Consider the following 18,380-nt stretch of genomic DNA (forward strand, 5'->3'; position numbering starts at 1 on the left):
GGTAGCGATTGAACTTTTACTTTTCAAAGTAGCATAAATTTCGTATCTTTCATCTTGAGAAAGTTGGGTGTATTTCTTCATTGTGTGCTTTCCAATTGCGAGTTGAAAAAGTCCAATGATTCTACGAATACACCTAACTTTTTCAACTAACTACAAATGTGTCGCACTTGGGATTTGAATCTGCGGCTAATATAAATGCAAATTACTATAAATATACCAGAGCAATGATCGACAAATATTGTAAGACTGGCTTATATGAGCGTTCAAAGCATCATTCTATAGGTATAGATTTCAGCGAAAAATCTTTGATTGGTATTGCAAACCATATAAAAAATATAAAAGGCATCAAATATAATCATACAAATATTATTGATAAAAACTTAGAACCATTACAAATTTATCAAAACTTAAAAGGGTTTAGTAAAAGTTATATCGATTTAATGTTTCATATAAATTTTGTTCACCAATCAAAAATTAAAATTATTTGTGAAGGAAAAACTGACCCTCAACATATTTATAACTATTTAAGAAACACAGATTTATTCCATAAGAATCAGTTTGATATAATAAGCTTCGAGAAGCATCTTAGCTCATTCACACAGCCTTTAAATCTTTCAGGGGGAACTGACCAATTATGTAAGTTTATTAAAATGTACTCTCATTTATATAAATCAATTGATAAATCAAAGTATCCAACAATTATTTTTGTCGATAATGACCCAGCAGGAAATAGTACTTTTAATACAGCAAAATCGTATTCTACTTATAACGAAATAAAAATTTTAAGGGATTCAATTAGAGTTGCCTTTGTTTGTAAAAATCTTTACATAATACAATCGGCAAAACATTGCCCAGGAATAGAATATTTATATCCTTCTCATGTACTAGAAGAAAAATTGGAAGGAAAGACCCTAAATTTAAGCAATGATAAAATTAAAGATGATAGTGAATATGGAAAAATCGTTTTTTTCCACAAAATCATTAAACCTCTAGGAAAAAAAATTTATTTAGGTAAATTCAGATATCTTTGTTTTGGCTTCTATCAAATAGCTCAACATTTAAAAAATACTTAACCCGCTTACACAATCATAAGATCCGCTGCGCCAACAATGTCGCAAAATGCTGTTTAATCCGCTGCCCTTGCTCATCGACACGATGCAACTCACCAACATTTTCATTGTATTTCACAATATTCCAGCCCTTATACAAAGCACTTAACTCACCTGCTTTAAACGTAAAAGGAAAGTCAGGCTGTGCAGGTATGTCTGGCGTGTCCATCGCACAGACAATCAGGTTATAGCCACCCGGAGCTGTTGCCTGCTGCATCTGCGCAATTAAAGGTCTAACGGTTTTGGCCTGTAAAAACATCATCACCACGGTACAGCAAATAAAGTCATAACGACCTGTAATGCTCTGGTCGGCATTAAGGTCTCTCTGCTGTACCTGAATATTATCAATCTGCTCAGCCTGGATAATCTGCCTTAAGGTTTTCAGGCTGTTTTCATTCACATCCCAGGCATCCACCTCAAAACCATGCTGACTTAAATACAGCGCATTGCGCCCCTGCCCGCAGCCGACATCCAGGGCACGACCACCTTGCAAATACGGCGTAGCAGCTAAAATTTCCGAGTGCGTGGGTGAAAGCTGATACTTTTTAGTGAAATAATCCTGTGGTAGACAGTAAAACCGTAGCTGACATTGCACATCATCACTGGCAGAAATAATTTTATGCCACGCCTGCGGTTCAATAAACGGAGGCTGCTGCTCTGGGCTAAAGACATGCTCGGACTGTACGGCGCCCGATTCTTCCAGCATGGCAAAATGCAGCTCGCCCTTGAATACCGTGAGTTTTGCCCAGGTACCGGCTTTGGTATTGTGCTGTTTTTTAAACCCTTGCGGAATAGTCTGCTGTGTCCAGACAGGAAGTTCTTTATAACAAATCAGCTGTTGCATAAAAGACTGCGCTCCAAAGCATCGGTGGTCGGGCTGAAATTAATCAGTTGATGATGTATGTTTTTAGCATAGTACGTTCAACCGCAGATTGAAATAAGCTACTCGCATTCCATTCAGGCAAACCACGTATCCTTTTAAAAACAAAAACTGCCCAGTACGGACAGTTTGATGGTCTTTAAAAAAGAAGTAATGATACTTCGGTTTTACTGCAACAGTTGTTCGCGCAGCCACATCATGTATTTTTCCCGGTCCATAAAATCAGGCGCACTGCCCGTGTCCAGACTAAAATATTGCTGATTGAACCGAATCACAATCTGTTCGGTATAGTGCCAGCCTTCAATCATTTCAAAGTATTGATTGAAGAAAGAACGGGTTTTACCCCTGTTGTTTAAGCTTTCTAGTTTCGGATATTTTTTATTTTCAACAAACTCACTATACACATGCTGAATATCATCAAAAACGTGTAGAGTTTTCATGACTCACCTGCCTAGATTTTATGTCGTGATCTTTGCGACTGTTTTAATCTAGCAAACGAATTTGAAAGGCGAATGACAACTCTATTGCAAAACTGTCATGTTTAAAAAGATAAGATTCCTGTGTTCAACAGCATGCTCGCTTTAACCGGTAAAACCCAAGAAAAACTCAATGATTACAAATATTAAAAATATCAATTTCTATTGAATTAAACCGGAATAGGACAAAAAACTCAAAATTAATGTAACCCATTCGAAACATCATGTTATCACTCTGTAAATTTAGTGGAATATTCACACAATTAAACACCTACACGCTGTTCAGTCAGAAAAAGTAAGGATCTTGAGCGTTAAAATAACCCGTACAAAAAATCTCTTTATTCTCACGATTGAGTAACCAACATGAATACCATTAAAACTGCTATCGTTATCGCTTTAGTTGCCGGTACAACATCGGCTATGGCTGCTACTGCTGTAGAAACCACTCCGGCGGCTAAAGTTGCTGCTGCAAAAGCACATGTAAAAGCAGATGTGGCAAAAACAGCGGCTGCAGTTCAAAACACTGCTGCTGTAACTAAAGATAAAGCGGCTGCCATGTCTAAAACTGCTGCCCATAAAACTGGAGCCGCCAAAAATGCAGCCCTAACTAAAACAGCTCATGCAAAAGATGCCACTGTAGCTAAAACTGTAGCAGCTAAAGAAAAAGCGGTCGTTGCAACTCAAACTGCTGCTCACAAAACAGAAGTCGCTAAAGAAGCTGCTGTAGCCAAAACTGTAGCAGCTAAAGATGCAGCGGTAGCAAAAGCAGTTGAAGCGAAAGATGCAACCGTTGCTAAAACTGCACAAGTAACAGATACCGCTGCGGCTAAAACAGTTGCTGCAAAAGATGCTACTGTAGAAAAAACAGCTGAAGTCAAAGAAGCCGTAGCTGAAAAAACAGATGCGGTTAAAACTGAAGTCAAAGCCGAGAAAAAAGGCTTCTTCTCTTGGTTTAAAAAATCTGCGGCTTAATCTGCATAACGGATTTTAACCGTCAAAAAGGATGCCATTAATAGGCATCCTTTTTTATTGCTATTTTAGCGATCAAACTCGAGTACACCCTCCTATTCAAAGGAGTTTTTTGCTGTAGTTGCAATTACCTAATGAATTAATTTTGCGGGACATTTTCCAAAACACCTAGTGAAATTTGCTCTCGGGCAATTTGCACATTGGTGGCACGACGGTCTATACCAAAAGGCTCAAGCAGCACATACAGGCCTTCTCTTGGATCAGGTGACTGCAAACCTCGGGCAATGGCCAGAACATATTGCTGCAATGCCAATGGCAAGCTGTTGATATCCGGCATAGGGGCTTCAGGAACCAGATCGATGGTCATCAGGATAGTGGGATCAACCACAAAGTTTTGTGTATCCATCTGGATCTGCATAATTCTATGCTGCAAAACTCGCTCATTTTGAGGATCAGTCCGATATTCAATCACGGGTGTGGTTTCAACGCTTAACTCGGTATCTGTTAAGGGAGTTAATCCAGGTGCATCTGCTATATCGGCAAAAGTAGAGGAAATAGAAAAGCTTGCGGCAATCGCTACGATTGCACAGGACAATTTTTTTAGGATCTTCATGGCAGTTCTACTCAACAATGAATTGAAGTAAACAAACAACCGTCGACACCTATAATTGTATAGTTTATGCGCCTTTCAGCCAGTTGCCACAGACCAGTGGTCTTGCAGGACATTCTAACTTTCGTTAAAAAATCATCTCATTTCACATCTTAAATAATATGAGACCTGTGTCTATAAAACAGCTCTACTCTGGATCATGTTTCGATAAATCAGATTTTTATTTTCTTCTGCTGATGCTGCTCCGCTGGCGTAAAAATTTCGTCATAACCGTTATTTTTCTCGCATTCCAATGCGTAAAAGTACAGGAAATGTTACAACTAAATGTTCAGGTACGGCTTGCAAAGCCTCTGAAATCGGCTGCAGCGGATCATTACTGTTGCGGTCTTGATAATGTTTCAGCGCTGACCAGGTGTTCAAATAACTGAGCAATTGCTGCCCTGTCCATTGATAATGCAAATGCAGTTTCGGGACAGCTTTTTCCTGAAAAGGAAATGGAATGGTTTGATACAGCTCATCAATATAACGGCGTTCACGATCCCAATAGCCTTTTAAAGTTTCAAAATACAGCTGCTGAACCAAACCGTTGATTGCAACATGCTGTATTTTAATTAAGCCATAACCAATGGCAGCGAACACGCCTCGCGGTTTAAGCACCCGTGCAACTTCTTTATAAAACCTATCAAAATCAAACCAGTGTATGGCTTGTGCCACCGTTACCAAATCAATAGATTGCTCTGGAATGGTAGTCTGCTCTGCCGCTTGTACCTGATAGCTGACATTGTCAAAATAAGGTGCCTGTTGTAACTGGGCCTCGCTGATATCGGTTGCGACCACATGTTCGAAATACGGCGCCAGAAGCTGGGTAAACTGACCGGAGCCTGCACCACAATCCCAGGCAAAAGTGCGTTCCGGCACATGCCGTAAAATTTCTTTGATAATCTGGCTGGAATAGGTGGGACGGGCCTGCCTATAACGCAAACTGTTGCTAGAAAAAAGGTCTTTCATTTAACGATGCTCAAATATTTTTATAAGTTTAATCAATGACCTGATCAATTCTAAAACTGGTCTGGGCAATCGGCACCAGCTGATCATTCAATTGATAATATTTAACATCGTATGTACCGACTTTCCAGCCCTTTGCCGGGCTAAAACTGACCCAGTTCTGTTCCCGATTGGCACTGATGCGCTGCGGCATAAAAAACAGCACCTCACCTGTCGCCTGGTTGCTCCAGCGCACAAAGACCTGCTCGTTATTCGGTGTTTTTCCCAACGTATCAAAATGGGCAAATAGCTGCTGTCCGGCATAAATCTGCCTAGGCATTACACTACCTGCGGAATATTGTTGTTGTGCCGTGACCTTGGCCTGACCGGTCATGGCTTCATTGGGATCATTTTTTGCATCGACAAATTCACTGACCAGACGTTTGGCAAACTCGCGTTTGTTTTGGATTGCGGATAGATCATAGTCCGGAAAAGCCTGGGACAGATACTTATCGATCTGCTGGGGTGTGGCCTGATCTATAATACTATTGACCTGAGCTTTCTGGTTTTTCAGCTGCTGTTGTAACACAAGCCGGTCTTCAGGCTGGGTCTGCGTTTTTTGCTGAATAGTATGGATAAAATTTTCCACAGCCCGATCCTGAGTGTGCTCAGCTACAGGCGGTTCAGGTTCAGGCTGGAATGAGGCAACGAAATAGCCCAGTCCAAAACACGGAATGCCAATCAACAGCGGCATAACGAATTTCATGCGGCCTAAATACACGACTTAGTTACAGGTGATGGTTTCAGTCAGGTTTCCGACATTGATATTCACGCTTCCAGTAGGAAATAATGCCCCTGCATTGACTTGCTGCCTGGTCAAGTTGGTTCCTGAAAGCAGTCTTAACCCTTCCGAAGTACACAGTCCGGTCTGGGTATCATTGGTTAGTCTAGCTACACAGCCATCTACTGTGACTTGATGGATATTGGCTGCTGTTTGAGTACATAACTGAGTAATGACGGCTGAAGAAGGTGATGCCAGCTCACAGGCTGAGCAGTCCTGGCTTGGGCCACCACAGGCATTTGCCGCTTTTTCACTGCGGCAAATATAAGTTTGCGTACCAAAGGTAAAGGTTTTCTCAAAGGAGGAGTTGAACTGATCTCCAAATCCACTACCGCCACAAGCTGTGACTAATAATGATAAACCAGCAAATACAGGAAGCGCGATTCTTTTCATTGTGGATTCTCCAATTGTTATTACTTTGATTCTATAAGAAAAAAATTCTTAACCTGTGGAGATCTCAAGCGAGAAAAATTATTGCGTTTTCGGTGTCAGTACCTCGGACACAGGAAGACTACGCATAGAATTTTCAAGCATGTCAATGTTGATATTGTTCAGGTTGATCTGTATATGACCCCGGTCGAGGGGGCGCATACTGTTGCTACGGTCTATGCCAAAGGGCTGCAACATAATATATAAACCTTGTGTAGGATCACTCGACTGTAACCCCTGAGCAATATTCAATACATGCTGTTGTAGTAAGGGAGGTAAAGAATTTAGGTCTGGCTGTGATTGTAAGGGCTGAATTTCAAGATTGGCAACCACCTGGCTGTCGATCATAAAGTTCTGGGCTTCACGTGAATTACGAATGATTTGATGCTGCAAAGCACGGCGGATCTTTTCATCATTCTGATACGGCACGATCCCTGTTTCTTTACGCAATTCTGGCTCAGCCAATACTTGTAAGGTCGGCAAGTTCACAATCTCATCTGCGTGGGCGGTCATGTTCCCCATATAACCTAACATCAACATCAAAGCAGAGATTTTTAGAAGATTCATAAGCTTGACTCATAACGTAATTTCAAGGCAATGCAGCTTCACACCATGCAAGGAAAATGTTTCTCACTGCAACTGTATACGTTATAGCCTACATGAAATTCCGTTTTAGCTCACTCAGACTCAGATGAACGGTCTTCCAAAAGTATCTCAATCTATTAATGAGATTCGCTTATATCCGCCTGTTATCGCATCTTGCATGCAGGGATAAGTCCCCATATCCAACAGACAGGCAAAAAAAATCCCCAAACAATGTTTGAGGATTTTTTAAATATGGTGGCGAGACCCAGGATCGAACTGGGGACACACGGATTTTCAATCCGTTGCTCTACCAACTGAGCTATCACGCCGATGCCGTGTATTAAGCCGTATCTGTTATCAATAGTCAATATAATTCATGACATTTTTATTTGATCGGGTATTTTTTACCCAAAAAAAAATCCCTGATGGGATCAGGGATTGAAATCTTAAAATCAGATTTTGAATATGGTGGCGAGACCCAGGATCGAACTGGGGACACACGGATTTTCAATCCGTTGCTCTACCTACTGAGCTATCACGCCGATGTCGCGTATTAAACAGTTTAAGTGTTTTACAGTCAAGCAGGTTTTGGGCTTTTTAAAGCAAGTGCTTATTTTTAAGGCAAATTGGCATTTATTTGCCTATTTTTTATTTAAAACTCAAATCATTATTTAATAGATCTCTTTTATAAATCAGAAAATGTTCAATATTTAATATTTTAAATCAGCACGGCCTCATTTGATTGATTTAATTTTTTACCTTCTCGTAGGCAATCTCTCTACTTTTGAAAGGTCAAAAGTAGACAAAAACCTTTTGTTTCCCATACACGACATCCTTGTCGTGATGGGAAACGTGTGGCATCCATGCCACACTCATGACTCTAATATCGACTAAAATCTATTTTCAATTTCAGCTTTATGAACAATTTTTAGTTTCTAAAATGATTTATGAAAGAAGTCTAATCGCCTCCATATTTTTCACTTATAAAAAAACAGCCTGAAGGCTGCTTTTTTATGTATTGGACGGGTTTAAATTTTTTCCAGATGCGCCAGACAGCGATGAATTGCCCCACAGCCCGGTTCAAATGTCTTCACGCCTTTTTCTTCTTCTATGCGGCACACTTCACTGACCAGCCGTTCTGCAACCCCGCGTCCACGGTTGGCCGGGTGTACCACAATATTTTCCAGCGTCCGGCTTTCCCCCTGCCCGGTACACCAAATTGCCCCAATCACTTTAGTATTAAATTCTGCTGTGTAAACTAGGGTATACTGAGCCAAGTTTTGCTCTAGTTGTTCAATGGCATCCTGCCCATCTCCAAATTCCGGGCTAGTGTCATACAGTCGCTCAAGCTGGCTGCGCACTTCGTCATTTTCTAGTGAAGTATAAGCGTGTACGGTAATAGGCATTGATTAACCCTCCTGAGCAATCTAATATGCGGGGACTTCGTCGCCGCGAAAAAACATTTTACATCATCATTTTTGACGTTTTTGAGGAACGTGTCTATGACGCAACGTATCAGTGAAGTGGTAAGAAACACTAACGAAACCAAAATCCGAGTTCGTGTGAATCTTGATGGTACAGGTCAAGGCACTCTCAATACAGGTGTTCCATTTTTAGATCATATGATTGATCAAATCAAGCGACACGGCTTATTTGACATTGATATTCATTGTGATGGTGACCTGGAAATTGATGACCATCACACCGTAGAAGACTGTGGTATCACTCTAGGTCAGGCATTTGCCCAAGCCCTGGGTGATAAAAAAGGCCTACGTCGTTATGGTCACTTCTATGCCCCACTGGATGAATCTTTAAGCCGTGTTGTGGTTGATTTATCTGGTCGTCCGGGCTTGTGGATGGATATTCCATTCACTCGCGCACGTATTGGCAGCTTTGATGTTGATCTATTCTCTGAATTTTTTCAAGGTTTTGTGAATCACGCCTTAATGACCCTGCACATTGATAACCTGAAAGGCAAAAACAGCCATCACCAGATCGAAAGCGTATTTAAAGCATTTGCCCGCGCACTCCGTATGGCCTGTGAAGTCGATCCACGTGCAGAAAATACAGTAGCTTCAACCAAAGGTACCTTGTAATGACCCGTATTGCCCTTCTTGACTATGGTATGGGAAATTTACACTCTGCAGCTAAAGCCCTGGAACATGTCGGTGCAACTGTAGATGTCACCAATGATCCCAAACTGATTGCCCAAGCCGACAAAATCGTCTTTCCGGGGGTCGGTGCAATGCGTGACTGTATGCAAGGCATGCATGAAGCCGGTATTGATGAAGTGGTACGCCATGCCGTATTCAACAAGCCTGTGCTGGCGATCTGTGTCGGCATGCAGGCGCTGATGCAGCGCTCGGAAGAAAATGGCGGTACCGATGCGCTGGGTATTTTTGCCGGTGAAGTGAAGCGCTTCCCGGATATGGAAGGCTTAAAAGTGCCGCATATGGGCTGGAACCAGGTGCATCAGGCAGACCCAAGTCATCCAATGTGGAAAGACATTGAACAGGATGCGCGTTTCTATTTCGTGCATAGTTTCTATGTTGAACCGCAAGACAAGAGCATTGTGGCAGCCACTTGTGACTATGGTTTAGAGTTCTGTACGGCGCTGCATCAAGAAAACCTGTTCGCTACCCAGTTCCATCCAGAAAAGAGCCATACTGCCGGTTTACAGTTACTGAAAAACTTTGTGGAATGGAATATCTGATTTCCACGCTGCACATCAGAAGCCCAGTTTCGACTGGGCTTTTATTTTGCCTAAAATACGAAAAGCGATTAAGCTGAATACAAACCCAGAAAACTATTGATGATTATGGAAGAGCCATTGCTTCAAACCCTGCCCAGCAAAGAACAGATTCAGGCCTTCCCTTTATTTAAAAACCTTCCGATGCAACAGATTCAGGTGATTCACAACCTGGAACAATGTCATGCTTTGGAAGCAGAATTAAAACACTGTGCTGTTCTGGGTTTTGACAGCGAATCTAAACCCACCTTTGAAAAGGGCGAAGTTGCAACCGGACCGCATCTGATTCAGCTGGCGACCTTGGACAAAGCCTACCTGTTCCAAATGAATGACGAGATTTGGGAATTTTTAAAGCCGATTTTTGCCGACCGTGACCAGATTAAAGTCGGCTTTGGCTTAAAGAATGATGCCCATCTGTTGCGTAAAAAAGGCATTGAACTGAACAGTGTGATTGAACTGTCGAAATGCTTTTCTGCCTTTGGCTTTACCAATCCGTTGGGACTGAAAAATGCCATGGCGCTTCTATTTCAGGTGAACTTTCCCAAAAGTAAAAAAACCAGCACCTCGAACTGGGCACGCAAAACGCTGACGCCCCAGCAGATTGACTATGCCGCTGCCGATGCCTATGCCCCGGTTTTAGTCTTTGAAGAATTACTGCGCTTAGGCTTACTTCCCAAACATATTCCCAATACCACATTAAAGTTGCGCATTCGCCCCAGCAAAATAAAAGCTGAAACTGGTGCTTAGAGATTTGCCAATACTTTGTTAAGATGGAACACAATGAATTCAATAAGATTAGGCAAGGAGCGAAAGCATGCTGATCATCCCTGCAATTGACCTGAAAGATGGCAAATGTGTCCGTTTAAAACAAGGCCGTATGGAAGACGATACCGTATTCTCTGACGATCCGGTTGCAACTGCACAGCATTGGGTCAATGAAGGCGCACGTCGCTTGCATCTGGTGGATTTAAACGGCGCTTTCGCAGGTACACCGATTCACAAACCTGTGGTGGAAGCAATTGCGAAAGCGCAACCAGAACTGCCTATTCAAATTGGCGGTGGTATCCGTTCGCTGGAAACTATTGAACATTATTTGGATGCCGGTGTGTCTTTTGTGATTATTGGCACCAAAGCAGTTCAAAATCCTGAATTTGTTGAAGAAGCCTGCAAAAAATTTGCCGGTCACATCATTGTCGGTATCGATGCCATGAACGGCATGGTGGCAACCGATGGCTGGGCAAATGTGACTGATGTAAAAGCAACAGATTTGGCTAAACGTTTTGCTGATGCTGGCGTATCAAGCATTGTGTATACCGACATCGCGCGTGACGGCATGATGCAGGGTGTAAACATCGAACAAACCGTCAATTTGGCGACGTATTCAGGCCTGCCTGTGATTGCATCTGGTGGCGTGACCAATCTGGATGATGTGCGCAACTTAAAAGGCCAACCGGGCATTTTAGGTGCCATTACCGGTCGTGCCATTTACGAAGGCACGCTGAATCTTCGTGAAGCGCAATTATTGTTAGATGAACAATCACTTTAATTCCGTGATGTATCTCCAAGAGGTCTTCGGACCTCTTTTTTATTTCTGATATTTTAAAATCACTTTCTGTGTCAACATGCCCTATTTTCATTATGGCCTGAAAGCCAAAGCACCGCAACTTGCCTTAATTTTCATTACCCTGATTTGGGGCGGTTCGTTTATTACCGTGCAATACGGCTTAAACTTTGCCAGTCCGATGTTTTTTGTCGGCTGTCGTTTTGCTGCTGCCATGCTGTTTGTCGGCCTGTTTTCCTGGAAAGATTTAGCTGGAATCCGGCTGAAAGAAATTGCCGCAGGGGCCTTGATTGGTCTGGTAATTGCCTTGGGTTACGGCACGCAAACCATTGGGCTGCAAAGCATCAGCAGCAGTGAATCGGCTTTTTTAACTGCGCTGTATGTACCTCTGGTGCCGATTCTTTTATGGCTATTGTTCCGTAAAACACCGCAATTCATGACCTGGTGTGGAGCAGCGCTGGCCTTTTTAGGTCTGGTCTTTTTAACCGGCAATGGTTTTGGTGCAATCCAGCTGAACTTTGGCCAGATCATTACCATTCTCGGTTCAATCGCGATTGCTATGGAAATTATTCTGATCGGATTGTTTGCCGGTAAAGTCAATGTGCGGCGTGTCACCGTCATTCAGCTCGGCTTTGCCTCGATTTTTGCCTTTTGTATGATGCCCCTAGCGGATGAAAACTGGAATCCGGTCTTTTCCTGGCCGCTCGTGATCATTTTAGCTGGCTTAGGTTTAGCCAGTGCCGCCATTCAACTGGTGATGAACTGGGCACAGCGTGCAGTCGACCCTGCGCAGGCTGCCATTATCTATTCAGGTGAGCCGGTTTGGGCTGCTTTAATTGGCCGTATCGCGGGTGAGCGTTTGCCCCTACTGGCCCTCCTGGGTGGAGCTTTGGTGGTTTTAGGAGTGATTGTCAGTGAGTGGAAACCGAAATTCTTGCAGAAGAATGAGGAAGTGAGCCCTTAAAAGCTGCATTTCTCCCCCTCCCTGACCTTCTCATCCGGGGAAAGAGAAACTAAAGCCGGAGATGATAAGCACTACCCTACAAGCAAGAGCTCCTTCACCAATTTCTAGAACGATGCTACTGCTAAAATACTATTTCTAATATGCCATTTCCAAAAAGACAGCTTTATCTCTCTGCTGTCCCATAATTTAATTTAAGTAAACTTTGGATTGACGAATGTGGCAGGGATGCCACATGTTACCCACACATAACATGGATGTTATGTGTGGGTAACAAAGGCTTTTGCTTACTTTTGGCCTGTCAAAAGTAAGACATCGCCTACACAAATGCATTTCGATTTTATTGAAAAATTGTGGCTGTGAAAGACTTTAACTTATCTATGAAATTTTAAGCTTTCTCATCAGCAAAGAATTAAAGAAAATAATGAATATCGGATTAACAAACGAATGTCTACAAACAGACTTCATAAAAATTCATTTATATGATTCTAATTCGAAATTAACCGTTTTCAGCAAAATAAAAGCCCTTAACAGAACTATGGGACAGTACTGGCTCAATCTGCCTTTTTGAGTATTCACCCGTCTTATTGATACATCGGCTGATTATCATTCAGGCGCATCATACCGCGAATCGCCCGATACACAATCCAGATCCAGGAAACACCAATCACAACCAGACAAAATGCACTTGCCCCTAAGGCAACCCCAGTAAATACATCCATGTTTTCACCCGTGAAAAACAGGAAAATAAAAGGAATAAAGGCAATCAGGTTCCAGAACAGATACCACCAGAAAGTTCGGATTTGCCAGGTAAAATGGCTTTCAAAAATAGAGCCACGTACATCATTGCGTTTTATATAGTTAATGATCAGGGCAACAACAGCCAATAAACCACCCGTAAAAATGGCAATCATGTAGAGGATATAAAGGATTAAAGTGAGGCTACGATGCGGATCTTGATCTATAGAATAATTCATTGTCATGCCTTATAAAGTCATTGCTCTCCTTAAAATTTCAGTACATTAAAAGGAGAAATCAGCCATAAAATCAAAAGTATGTTCAAGGCTATAGTACAAAAATAAATCTTTCTAAAAGGTTGTTTTTGTGTTTTATGCCGCAGTTTTTCCTGAGCCAGCCATGCCGTAGGCCAGCCGCCAAGAAAAGACAATACATGCAAGGCCTGTTCGGGTACGCGGTGCTTACCCTGCTGGGCTGCTTCTTTATCTTGGGCGTACAGCCAGTAAGTAATGGCATTAATGAGACTAATAAATAACAGCACCATGCCACTTAATAAACCCGCTACGGTAAACACGGCCAAAGCCAGAATATAACCGACACAGGCAATTTGCATCGGTTTTAATTTTTGCGCAGGTTGACTGGAAGGTTTTGGCTTGCTGACATTTTTTTTAGTTTGTGACGCTTTAAGATAAGTCACCTGCTGGGCACGATAACGTCCATCTCCATCCAGCAATACCGTATATTCAAGCGCACAACCCACAATCGGACGGGGTCCCTGACGGGCAAAATCCTTGATATGCAAAAACACGCGATCTTTCGAGGCATCATTGGGCTGAATAAAACCATAGCCTTTTTCATCAAACCATTCGACTAATCGCCCCTGATCACGCATTTTTATATCCTATATCAAGCCGTCACAAATTTTAGTCGTTCCACAAGCATATTACGCATTTCCAAAGGATTTTTTTGAAGAATATCATCTCCTGTACGTCCTTGTTGTGCATTTTTTTGTGCGACTTGTAAACGCATCAGCCAAAAACGTGCAGCTGCCATAGCCAGATAGATTTCCAGGCAGGATTTTTCATCCTGAGTCAATGGACGCACCGTTTCATAGGCTTCTAAAAAGGCCTGGGCTTTCGCTTCATTTAAGTAAACCTCAGGATATTCGGTACAGAAGTCATTTAAGGTAATTGCAATGTCAAACAGGAATTCATCTTTATTCAATTCGTAAAAATCCAGAATTCCTTTTAATTCATTACCTTCAAACAGGGTATTGTCACGGAACAAATCTGAATGGATAAAGCCTTTAGGACGGTTTGGATAGACGGCAGTGAGCGCATCATAAAGCCCCAGCACTTCGCTGAGCAAAATGGCATCGGCCGGATTTAAAGTCGGTTTTAATTCTTTCGCCACTTGCAACCAGTAATCATGATTACGATATTCGGCGCGTTCCAAAGGAAAATCCTGTAAAGCAATATGGATTTTCGCCTGAGCCACAGCAATCGCCTGTACCTGTTCCAGAGTTGATGGCATGGGATGCTTGCCCATCATGCGCGGTGCAATCTGGGCGGGTTTATCTTTTAAAGTATGAATGGCTTTGCCCGCATAATTTAGCGGTACCGGCACAGCCACCCCCTGTTTGCCCAAATGCTCCAGCACGGGAACCAGCTCCCCCGCACCTTGTTCATCCATTTCTTCAAATATCGTGAGTACATACTGCTGACCATTTTCACAGACTAAAAAATAGTTTGTATTCTGAATACCTCCTTGAATCGGAATCAGGTCCAACACCTCTAATCCATAAGGTGCTGCAAACGCCTGAACTTCCTGTAAAGTCAAAGTGGTATAAACCGACATAGAAAAACCTGCAAAAAAACCTACATAATTTTGATAGAATACCTGCTACGACTACCAAGGTGTAGCACCTTCGTGGCGAAGTTTCATAATCGGCTGTTATTTTTGGAAAAAATTATGCTTGCTAAACGTATTATTCCTTGCCTTGACGTAGATAATGGTCGAGTGGTGAAAGGTGTACAATTCCTTGATATTCGTGATGCAGGCGATCCGGTTGAAGTAGCACGCCGTTATAACGAACAAGGTGCAGATGAAATCACCTTCCTAGACATTACCGCAACCTCAAGCGGCCGCGATACCACGTACCGTACCGTTGAACGCATGGCCGAAAGCGTATTTGTTCCCTTAACCGTGGGTGGCGGCGTGCGTAAGGTGGAAGATATCCGCCTGTTGCTGAATGCCGGTGCAGATAAAGTCAGCATTAACTCGGCTGCGGTATTTAACCCGGAATTTGTGCAGGAAGCTTCGCAACGCTTTGGCGCCCAATGTATTGTGGTCGCTATTGATGCCAAGAAAACTGGCGACAATAAATGGGAAATTTTCACCCATGGTGGCCGTAAACCGACCGGGATTGATGCCATTGAATGGGCAGTGAAAATGGCCGATTACGGCGCAGGCGAACTTTTAATTACCTCTATGGATGCCGACGGCACCAAAGCCGGTTATGACCTAGCGTTAATGCGTCACATTAATGACCGTGTCACCATTCCAACGATTGCTTCAGGTGGAGTGGGCAACTTGCAGCATTTGGCCGATGGAATTCTCAAGGGCGGTGCGGATGCGGTACTTGCCGCTTCTATTTTCCACTTTGGTCAATACACCATTCCGGAAGCCAAGCAATATCTGGCTGCTCAAGGAATTGAAATGCGTCTCTAAATTTTAGCACGCCTTAAAAAATCAAAAGAGTGTCTAAATGACACTCTTTTTTATTCATAAATGGCTTTGCAATCAAGCCTGCATAAAAAGTGCAGATAAAAAAAGGGAGTCTTGAAGACTCCCTATAAACCAAGAAAACTACAGCGCGGTTTCTTGAAAAGAAAAACAGTAAAATGACAGATACAGTAGCTCGTCAAGTTAACTAGACCAACCTGATTTCGAAAACAAATATATAACAAAAAAATAACAAAAACATTGACCATTAATGCCGAAAATATTGACAAATTACGACAAGGTCTCGGCAGTCGTGACTTCTAGCGATTTTATTGCGATCTTTTCCTGAACAATAAAACCACCCCCTCCCTTCTGAGAAAATGATCATCTCTCCTGTTTTTCCACCCATTTGGCCGGGAAATAACGCTCAGTTATGCCGTTCAACAGATTTGAAACGGTGCCGGGCAGCAGAATTCCTAAGGGATTTTTCTCCTGCAATTCTGGCGCTGAAATCACTCGAGTTCCCAAAATGTAATCAAACCAGGGCTTGGTCACGCACCAGTTGGCATCCTGATTGGAATTCATATGATGATCATAATGCCAGGGGATTTTTTTCATGGCCCATTCTGGCTCTAAATGGGCACGGCGGTGAATATAATAATAATTACAGGCACTATATACGGTAGACAGTGCCATGCCTTTGGATACGGGATAAAATAGCGTACCAAAAACGCCCGCCACCACGACTAAAGAGACAACTTCATTTTTAGTACGCCAATTGGCAAGACCTTCGACATAACCATGGTCATGAAATGCTGTTTTTCTGACTTCGCGATGATGTTCCCAATGTGATTTCATGCTGTCGGGCACAGGGCTGTAGCGGGGCTTTCCACTGCGATGTGTGCCATGCAAAATATATTTGTGTGCCACCCATTCAAAACCATTGGCCACCACCAGTCCAACCAAAAAACCTTTCCACATATCCATTTCTCCCTATTTTATATTGAATATAGGTTATAAAATATGCTAAACATTGACCCAAAATAAAATTTAATTGACAATTACGACAATAAAAAGATCAATATGCCACATTCTAAAGACTACACAGGCTCTGTATATGGTGGACTTGGGCATTTACTTTATGCCTATAGTCAGGCCAAAGGCTTGGTTATTTCTGAAAAACTTGAACAAGTTCAGAATCTGGAACGTTTTGACTTCTGTCTTTGGCGTGATTTGCTGACAGATATAGACCAACATCTGCAAATTCCGGCACTAGGCCTGGATATTGCCGAACATGTCCAGCCTAAACATTTGGGCATCATTGCCTATATTGCCCTGTCCTGCAACACTTTGGGGGAAGCCTTATACCGTTATCATGATTTCCATCGGCTGATCTATGATGGCAGTGCCTTAGAGCTCAGTATACAGGATGGATATCTGGCGCTTGGCTGGGGATACATCCCCTTTCATTTGACCACGCAAATTACCCAGGAAAATGCGATTGCCTTGATGGTGCAATTTTTAAAACATTTCCTGGAATTTAAAGATATTCATATACATGAAGTGCACTTTATTCATCCTGCACCGAAAAATGTGGCCATCTATGAAGAATACTTCAATTGCAAAGTCCTGTTTTCCCAGCCTAAGGCCCAAATTATTGCACCCATTCATCAGTTGGCTAAACCTATACGTCAAGGTGACCAGACCTTGCAGCATTTACTGATGCAACAAGCCCATGCCCTATTAGATAAACTTCCCAATTCCACCCAGCTCGATCATCGTCTGCAGCAGGCCATTCTCACCGGGCTGCAAAAAAACCAGTATCAAATCGCACCTATTGCCAAACAGTTACATATGTCGGTACGCCAACTGCAACGCCATTTACAGCAACAAGACACCACCTATCAGCAACGCATGCAGGAAGTACGGCATTTACTGGCTGTACAATATTTAAAAGACCGGCATCTGAGCCTGCAAGAAATTGCCTTATTACTGGGTTATTCCGAGCAAAGTGCCTTTCAGCGTGCATTTAAACAGTGGACCAGCCTTACACCACAACAATGGCGACAACAATAATATGCAAAAATTGCACCCTGCTCGTCATCTTGACGTTCAATTTATTCATCAGGTTATGATGAATCAACCAGCAATTTTTCGATGCATATCAAATCACCTGAATGATAAAAAAGCTCACATCGGTGAGCTTTTTTATGTTCCATGTGGAACATAAACGCTGTTTACAAAAATGGATTTTCAATTTCCTGTTCATCCTGGCGGTCAATTTTTTCCGGAAGATGAGCTTCATTTTCCAAGGCACTGACCACGGCATTGACAAAAGCCTGCAAGGCTTTCGCTGCCTGAAGCCCGGCCTGATCTTTGGTCAGCTGTAAATTACCATAAATACTGACGCGGTCTTCCTGATTTTCTAAGGTTAAGTCGTGAATGGCATGCGATTCGGTACCATTTTCAAAAGGCTTGAACATTATATTTCCCCTGATCTTTGTTATTACTTAGATTCTCAAATGAAGTGCAACAGAGATTAAATTATTGGAAGGAAGCAAGATGAGCTAGCATTTTGCTTCCGACCGACCAAAGTCAAAGTTGCATCATGAACTACACTCATCTTACCCAAGAAGAAAGATATCAGATTTATACTTTGTTACGTGAAGGTTTTTCTAAACGTTATATCGCTTGGAGACTGAATCGCTCACCTTCAACCATTTCTAGAGAAATCAAACGTAATCGAGCGAGAAATGGCTATTTT

Annotated in this window: 23 protein-coding genes and 2 tRNA genes; 10 read left to right on the forward strand and 15 right to left on the reverse strand. The window is 42.4% G+C overall.

Annotated features, from left to right (window positions below; translation table 11 throughout):
* The first annotated feature begins 167 nt into the window (after positions 1–167).
* Positions 168–1,073 (forward strand): hypothetical protein, encoded by a 906-nt coding sequence (locus tag E0H88_RS15195; protein ID WP_131274918.1) that lies wholly within the window; start codon positions 168–170, stop codon positions 1,071–1,073.
* A gap of 13 nt (positions 1,074–1,086) precedes the next feature.
* Here E0H88_RS15195 and tehB read toward each other — a convergent pair whose 3' ends face one another.
* Positions 1,087–1,953: an SAM-dependent methyltransferase TehB gene (gene tehB, locus E0H88_RS15200; RefSeq protein WP_131274920.1), complete on the reverse strand. Its 867-nt coding sequence runs from the start codon at positions 1,951–1,953 to the stop codon at positions 1,087–1,089.
* 203 nt (positions 1,954–2,156) lie between these two features.
* Positions 2,157–2,429 carry a hypothetical protein gene (locus tag E0H88_RS15205; RefSeq protein ID WP_131274922.1) on the reverse strand — a complete coding sequence of 91 codons (273 nt, stop codon included), beginning with the start codon at positions 2,427–2,429 and terminating at the stop codon, positions 2,157–2,159.
* A 399-nt stretch (positions 2,430–2,828) separates the two neighbouring features.
* Here E0H88_RS15205 and E0H88_RS15210 point away from each other — a divergent pair, with 399 nt between their 5' ends.
* Positions 2,829–3,437, forward strand: coding sequence for a hypothetical protein (locus tag E0H88_RS15210; protein WP_131274924.1), 609 nt, complete (start codon positions 2,829–2,831; stop codon positions 3,435–3,437).
* A 136-nt stretch (positions 3,438–3,573) separates the two neighbouring features.
* On the opposite strand, the gene E0H88_RS15215 is transcribed toward E0H88_RS15210, so the two are convergent.
* The 8 genes from E0H88_RS15215 to E0H88_RS15250 form a co-directional block, all read right to left on the reverse strand.
* Positions 3,574–4,047: a hypothetical protein gene (locus E0H88_RS15215; protein WP_131274926.1), complete on the reverse strand. Its 474-nt coding sequence runs from the start codon at positions 4,045–4,047 to the stop codon at positions 3,574–3,576.
* A gap of 270 nt (positions 4,048–4,317) precedes the next feature.
* Positions 4,318–5,052 carry a class I SAM-dependent methyltransferase gene (locus E0H88_RS15220; protein WP_131274928.1) on the reverse strand — a complete coding sequence of 245 codons (735 nt, stop codon included), beginning with the start codon at positions 5,050–5,052 and terminating at the stop codon, positions 4,318–4,320.
* A gap of 28 nt (positions 5,053–5,080) precedes the next feature.
* The gene (locus E0H88_RS15225; RefSeq protein WP_131274930.1) at positions 5,081–5,782 is read right to left on the reverse strand and encodes a hypothetical protein; all 702 of its coding nucleotides are present in this window, start codon (positions 5,780–5,782) and stop codon (positions 5,081–5,083) included.
* A gap of 30 nt (positions 5,783–5,812) precedes the next feature.
* Positions 5,813–6,262 (reverse strand): hypothetical protein, encoded by a 450-nt coding sequence (locus E0H88_RS15230; RefSeq protein WP_131274932.1) that lies wholly within the window; start codon positions 6,260–6,262, stop codon positions 5,813–5,815.
* A 78-nt stretch (positions 6,263–6,340) separates the two neighbouring features.
* Positions 6,341–6,865 carry a hypothetical protein gene (locus tag E0H88_RS15235; RefSeq protein WP_131274934.1) on the reverse strand — a complete coding sequence of 175 codons (525 nt, stop codon included), beginning with the start codon at positions 6,863–6,865 and terminating at the stop codon, positions 6,341–6,343.
* A 271-nt stretch (positions 6,866–7,136) separates the two neighbouring features.
* Positions 7,137–7,212 (reverse strand) — tRNA-Phe (locus E0H88_RS15240).
* A gap of 137 nt (positions 7,213–7,349) precedes the next feature.
* A tRNA-Phe gene (locus E0H88_RS15245) sits at positions 7,350–7,425 on the reverse strand.
* A 486-nt stretch (positions 7,426–7,911) separates the two neighbouring features.
* Complete coding sequence (locus E0H88_RS15250) at positions 7,912–8,289, reverse strand: GNAT family N-acetyltransferase (RefSeq protein WP_092820994.1); 378 nt, start codon at positions 8,287–8,289, stop codon at positions 7,912–7,914.
* A 96-nt stretch (positions 8,290–8,385) separates the two neighbouring features.
* On the opposite strand from E0H88_RS15250, the gene hisB reads away from it, so the two are divergent.
* From hisB to E0H88_RS15275, 5 genes are all read left to right on the forward strand, one after another.
* Positions 8,386–8,979: an imidazoleglycerol-phosphate dehydratase HisB gene (hisB, locus tag E0H88_RS15255; RefSeq protein WP_086197720.1), complete on the forward strand. Its 594-nt coding sequence runs from the start codon at positions 8,386–8,388 to the stop codon at positions 8,977–8,979.
* Complete coding sequence (gene hisH, locus E0H88_RS15260; RefSeq protein ID WP_131274936.1) at positions 8,979–9,596, forward strand: imidazole glycerol phosphate synthase subunit HisH; 618 nt, start codon at positions 8,979–8,981, stop codon at positions 9,594–9,596. Before hisB ends, hisH begins: the two co-directional genes overlap by 1 nt.
* Before the next feature lie 105 nt (positions 9,597–9,701).
* Positions 9,702–10,379: a 3'-5' exonuclease gene (locus tag E0H88_RS15265; protein ID WP_131274946.1), complete on the forward strand. Its 678-nt coding sequence runs from the start codon at positions 9,702–9,704 to the stop codon at positions 10,377–10,379.
* A 67-nt stretch (positions 10,380–10,446) separates the two neighbouring features.
* The gene (hisA, locus tag E0H88_RS15270) at positions 10,447–11,178 is read left to right on the forward strand and encodes a 1-(5-phosphoribosyl)-5-[(5-phosphoribosylamino)methylideneamino]imidazole-4-carboxamide isomerase (RefSeq protein WP_086197722.1); all 732 of its coding nucleotides are present in this window, start codon (positions 10,447–10,449) and stop codon (positions 11,176–11,178) included.
* Between the two features lie 76 nt (positions 11,179–11,254).
* The gene (locus E0H88_RS15275) at positions 11,255–12,157 is read left to right on the forward strand and encodes a DMT family transporter (RefSeq protein WP_131274938.1); all 903 of its coding nucleotides are present in this window, start codon (positions 11,255–11,257) and stop codon (positions 12,155–12,157) included.
* A 581-nt stretch (positions 12,158–12,738) separates the two neighbouring features.
* On the opposite strand, the gene E0H88_RS15280 is transcribed toward E0H88_RS15275, so the two are convergent.
* The 3 genes from E0H88_RS15280 to E0H88_RS15290 are packed head-to-tail and all read right to left on the reverse strand — an operon-like array spanning position 12,739 to position 14,749.
* Positions 12,739–13,131: a DUF4870 family protein gene (locus tag E0H88_RS15280; protein ID WP_092820440.1), complete on the reverse strand. Its 393-nt coding sequence runs from the start codon at positions 13,129–13,131 to the stop codon at positions 12,739–12,741.
* A 29-nt stretch (positions 13,132–13,160) separates the two neighbouring features.
* Positions 13,161–13,784 carry a DUF1294 domain-containing protein gene (locus tag E0H88_RS15285; RefSeq protein WP_131274940.1) on the reverse strand — a complete coding sequence of 208 codons (624 nt, stop codon included), beginning with the start codon at positions 13,782–13,784 and terminating at the stop codon, positions 13,161–13,163.
* 14 nt (positions 13,785–13,798) lie between these two features.
* Positions 13,799–14,749 carry a homoserine kinase gene (locus E0H88_RS15290; protein WP_131274942.1) on the reverse strand — a complete coding sequence of 317 codons (951 nt, stop codon included), beginning with the start codon at positions 14,747–14,749 and terminating at the stop codon, positions 13,799–13,801.
* A gap of 114 nt (positions 14,750–14,863) precedes the next feature.
* Here E0H88_RS15290 and hisF point away from each other — a divergent pair, with 114 nt between their 5' ends.
* Positions 14,864–15,622 (forward strand): imidazole glycerol phosphate synthase subunit HisF, encoded by a 759-nt coding sequence (gene hisF, locus E0H88_RS15295; RefSeq protein WP_092820443.1) that lies wholly within the window; start codon positions 14,864–14,866, stop codon positions 15,620–15,622.
* Between the two features lie 378 nt (positions 15,623–16,000).
* Here the strand turns inward: hisF and E0H88_RS15300 are convergent, their stop codons facing one another.
* Positions 16,001–16,597, reverse strand: coding sequence for a sterol desaturase family protein (locus E0H88_RS15300; protein WP_092820444.1), 597 nt, complete (start codon positions 16,595–16,597; stop codon positions 16,001–16,003).
* 102 nt (positions 16,598–16,699) lie between these two features.
* On the opposite strand from E0H88_RS15300, the gene E0H88_RS15305 reads away from it, so the two are divergent.
* Positions 16,700–17,692, forward strand: a complete 993-nt coding sequence (locus E0H88_RS15305; protein WP_131274944.1) for an AraC family transcriptional regulator — start codon at positions 16,700–16,702, stop codon at positions 17,690–17,692.
* A gap of 161 nt (positions 17,693–17,853) precedes the next feature.
* Here the strand turns inward: E0H88_RS15305 and E0H88_RS15310 are convergent, their stop codons facing one another.
* Positions 17,854–18,099 carry a hypothetical protein gene (locus E0H88_RS15310; protein ID WP_092820446.1) on the reverse strand — a complete coding sequence of 82 codons (246 nt, stop codon included), beginning with the start codon at positions 18,097–18,099 and terminating at the stop codon, positions 17,854–17,856.
* 125 nt (positions 18,100–18,224) lie between these two features.
* Between E0H88_RS15310 and E0H88_RS15315 the strand changes: the two genes are divergently transcribed.
* Positions 18,225–18,380, forward strand: a 156-nt coding sequence (locus tag E0H88_RS15315) for a helix-turn-helix domain-containing protein (RefSeq protein WP_165493333.1), incomplete at its 3' end; no start/stop codon positions are given.

It is taken from the genome of Acinetobacter sp. ANC 4216 (assembly GCF_004331195.1).
Lineage (GTDB): Bacteria > Pseudomonadota > Gammaproteobacteria > Pseudomonadales > Moraxellaceae > Acinetobacter > Acinetobacter kookii.

What these genes read in the sequence shown, in the direction of transcription:
- tehB (WP_131274920.1), bottom strand. Translation starts at nt 1,953, where the DNA reads ATGCAACAGCTGATTTGTTATAAAGAACTTCCTGTCTGGACACAGCAG.
- E0H88_RS15205 (WP_131274922.1), bottom strand. Translation starts at nt 2,429, where the DNA reads ATGAAAACTCTACACGTTTTTGATGATATTCAGCATGTGTATAGTGAG.
- E0H88_RS15210 (WP_131274924.1), top strand. Translation starts at nt 2,829, where the DNA reads ATGAATACCATTAAAACTGCTATCGTTATCGCTTTAGTTGCCGGTACA.
- E0H88_RS15215 (WP_131274926.1), bottom strand. Translation starts at nt 4,047, where the DNA reads ATGAAGATCCTAAAAAAATTGTCCTGTGCAATCGTAGCGATTGCCGCA.
- E0H88_RS15220 (WP_131274928.1), bottom strand. Translation starts at nt 5,052, where the DNA reads ATGAAAGACCTTTTTTCTAGCAACAGTTTGCGTTATAGGCAGGCCCGT.
- E0H88_RS15225 (WP_131274930.1), bottom strand. Translation starts at nt 5,782, where the DNA reads ATGCCGCTGTTGATTGGCATTCCGTGTTTTGGACTGGGCTATTTCGTT.
- E0H88_RS15230 (WP_131274932.1), bottom strand. Translation starts at nt 6,262, where the DNA reads ATGAAAAGAATCGCGCTTCCTGTATTTGCTGGTTTATCATTATTAGTC.
- E0H88_RS15235 (WP_131274934.1), bottom strand. Translation starts at nt 6,865, where the DNA reads ATGAATCTTCTAAAAATCTCTGCTTTGATGTTGATGTTAGGTTATATG.
- E0H88_RS15250 (WP_092820994.1), bottom strand. Translation starts at nt 8,289, where the DNA reads ATGCCTATTACCGTACACGCTTATACTTCACTAGAAAATGACGAAGTG.
- hisB (WP_086197720.1), top strand. Translation starts at nt 8,386, where the DNA reads ATGACGCAACGTATCAGTGAAGTGGTAAGAAACACTAACGAAACCAAA.
- hisH (WP_131274936.1), top strand. Translation starts at nt 8,979, where the DNA reads ATGACCCGTATTGCCCTTCTTGACTATGGTATGGGAAATTTACACTCT.
- E0H88_RS15265 (WP_131274946.1), top strand. Translation starts at nt 9,702, where the DNA reads ATGGAAGAGCCATTGCTTCAAACCCTGCCCAGCAAAGAACAGATTCAG.
- hisA (WP_086197722.1), top strand. Translation starts at nt 10,447, where the DNA reads ATGCTGATCATCCCTGCAATTGACCTGAAAGATGGCAAATGTGTCCGT.
- E0H88_RS15275 (WP_131274938.1), top strand. Translation starts at nt 11,255, where the DNA reads ATGCCCTATTTTCATTATGGCCTGAAAGCCAAAGCACCGCAACTTGCC.
- E0H88_RS15280 (WP_092820440.1), bottom strand. Translation starts at nt 13,131, where the DNA reads ATGAATTATTCTATAGATCAAGATCCGCATCGTAGCCTCACTTTAATC.
- E0H88_RS15285 (WP_131274940.1), bottom strand. Translation starts at nt 13,784, where the DNA reads ATGCGTGATCAGGGGCGATTAGTCGAATGGTTTGATGAAAAAGGCTAT.
- E0H88_RS15290 (WP_131274942.1), bottom strand. Translation starts at nt 14,749, where the DNA reads ATGTCGGTTTATACCACTTTGACTTTACAGGAAGTTCAGGCGTTTGCA.
- hisF (WP_092820443.1), top strand. Translation starts at nt 14,864, where the DNA reads ATGCTTGCTAAACGTATTATTCCTTGCCTTGACGTAGATAATGGTCGA.
- E0H88_RS15300 (WP_092820444.1), bottom strand. Translation starts at nt 16,597, where the DNA reads ATGTGGAAAGGTTTTTTGGTTGGACTGGTGGTGGCCAATGGTTTTGAA.
- E0H88_RS15305 (WP_131274944.1), top strand. Translation starts at nt 16,700, where the DNA reads ATGCCACATTCTAAAGACTACACAGGCTCTGTATATGGTGGACTTGGG.
- E0H88_RS15310 (WP_092820446.1), bottom strand. Translation starts at nt 18,099, where the DNA reads ATGTTCAAGCCTTTTGAAAATGGTACCGAATCGCATGCCATTCACGAC.